Source organism: Pelotomaculum sp. FP, from assembly GCF_004369245.1.
In the GTDB taxonomy this organism is placed as follows: Bacteria; Bacillota; Desulfotomaculia; order Desulfotomaculales; family Pelotomaculaceae; genus Pelotomaculum_C; species Pelotomaculum_C schinkii.
In genome coordinates this window covers 1-1,840 of sequence record NZ_QFGB01000129.1, presented here as the reverse complement: position 1 = coordinate 1,840, position 1,840 = coordinate 1, and the positions used below count along the sequence as shown (strand labels likewise).

At 51.5% G+C, this 1,840-nt stretch carries 2 protein-coding genes; both read left to right on the top strand.

Annotated features, from left to right (window positions below; genetic code table 11):
• A partial coding sequence (locus tag Psfp_RS20965; protein WP_205079648.1) for a non-oxidative hydroxyarylic acid decarboxylases subunit C occupies positions 1–1,449 on the top strand: 1,449 nt, incomplete at its 5' end.
• A 26-nt stretch (positions 1,450–1,475) separates the two neighbouring features.
• The gene (locus tag Psfp_RS20960; RefSeq protein WP_134220447.1) at positions 1,476–1,703 is read left to right on the top strand and encodes a non-oxidative hydroxyarylic acid decarboxylases subunit D; all 228 of its coding nucleotides are present in this window, start codon (positions 1,476–1,478) and stop codon (positions 1,701–1,703) included.
• Positions 1,704–1,840: the final 137 nt, after the last annotated feature.

The window sequence follows — 1,840 nt, the reverse complement described above, 5'->3', positions numbered from 1 at the left end:
TTTACAAAAGGAGTGATAGCAATGGAAGGGAACAGCCTTCGGGGATTTTTAGAGCAGTTGGAGAAAGCGGGACAGTTGGTTCATTATACCGATGAAGTTATGCCGGAGCCGGATGTACGGCGTATTGCCCGGGCAGCTGTGGATATAGCAGCGGGAAATACAGGTCCGGCTGTGCTGATCGAAAATATCAAGGGCTATAAGGGCAAACGGCTTGCAGTGAATGTCCTTGGCACATGGGCGAACAATGCCGTTATGCTGGGGATGGATAAGGACACTTCACTGAAAGAGCAATTCTATGCATTCGCGGAACGCTGGGCAGGCGGAAGCGACGGTGAGCTTCAATGGGTTAAAGACGCGCCCTGCCAGGAGGTAAAGATCACCAAAGACATTAATCTTTATGAGATCCTGCCTTTATTCCGGGTCAATAAATATGACGGTGGTTTTTACTTCTCCAAGGCTTCCGTGATTACCAGGGATCCGGAAGATCCCGATAATGTGGACAAGCAGAACGTGGGGATGTACCGTATCCAGGTCCAGGGTCCCGACACGCTGGGAATCCAGGTGCTGCCCTTCCATGACGGCGGAATTCATCTGCGCAAAGCAGAAGAAATGGGCAAGGCGCTTCCCGTCGCGGTGTGCCTGGGCGTACACCCGGTGATTAGCCTTATGGCGAGCGCGCCCTTGAAATATGACCAGTCCGAATACAAATACGCGGCAGCCTTCATGGGGGCTCCCCAGGTTCTGACCAAAACCCTCAGTGGTAATTTGGACGTTCCGGCCTATACGGAAATCGTTCTTGAGGGCGAATTCGTACCGAGAGATCGCTTCCCGGAAGGCCCCTTCGGTGAATTTCCGGGGAGTTATTCAGGCTCCCGGCGGCAATTCCGTATTAAATTGAATGCGGTTACCACCCGGAAGAACCCGATTTTTGAAAACCTGTACGTAGGCCGTCCGTGGACGGAGCATGACACCTTGATCGGACTTAATACAAGTGCGACCCTTTACTTCCAGTTGAGGGAAACCATGCCGGAGGTAAAAGCGGTCAACGCGATTTATCAGCATGGCCTGACGATCATTGTCGCCTGCGACAACAAGTTTGGCGGATATGCCAAGACCGTGGCCATGAGACTGGCTTCGACACCGCACGGCACCAACTATGCCAAGAACATCATCATTGTAGACGGGGATGTGGACCCCTTCAACCTGACCCAGGTGATGTGGGCGTTATCTACACGGGTACGGCCTATGAAAGATGTAATTGTAGTTCCCAATACACCAGGTATGCCTTTGGATCCATGCTCTGAACCTCCTGGAATCGGTGGCAAGATGATCATTGATGCGACAACTCCGGCTCAGCCTGAAATCGCAAGGGATGTGCGGATGGTGGACAGGATTCCCGAGGCGGAACCGTATCAAAAGATCTTGTTAAACCTGCAAAAAGGCCGTTAGATAAAGCACGAAAGGAGATTATCGCTATGAAATGTGTTCGCTGTTTAACAGATAACGCTGCCAAAATCGCAGAGGCTCCCGACGGAAGCAAGGCCTGGGAGGTCTATTTCTGCAGCCGTTGTGATTTTGTCTGGCGTTCAAGCGAGGAGCCTGAAGTAATAGATCCCGACAAGAGGGATCCCTGGTTCCAACTGGCTGGGGTCGAAGTGAAAGACATCCCGGTCTTTTCACCGGTTCCTCCTCTCAGAAAGTAAAGATGGGGATTATTGAGATTCATAAGGAACACAACGGGTTACATGTGGTTTTGCAGGCAACAGCTATGGGCAAGGACTGGAATGTCGTTATTACAGGTGGGGAAATTCCCCACCTGGGCTCCATAGCTTTGGGTATT

Excerpts from the sequence above, each read along its gene's own strand:
- Psfp_RS20960 (WP_134220447.1), top strand. The coding sequence starts at position 1,476 with ATGAAATGTGTTCGCTGTTTAACAGATAACGCTGCCAAAATCGCAGAG.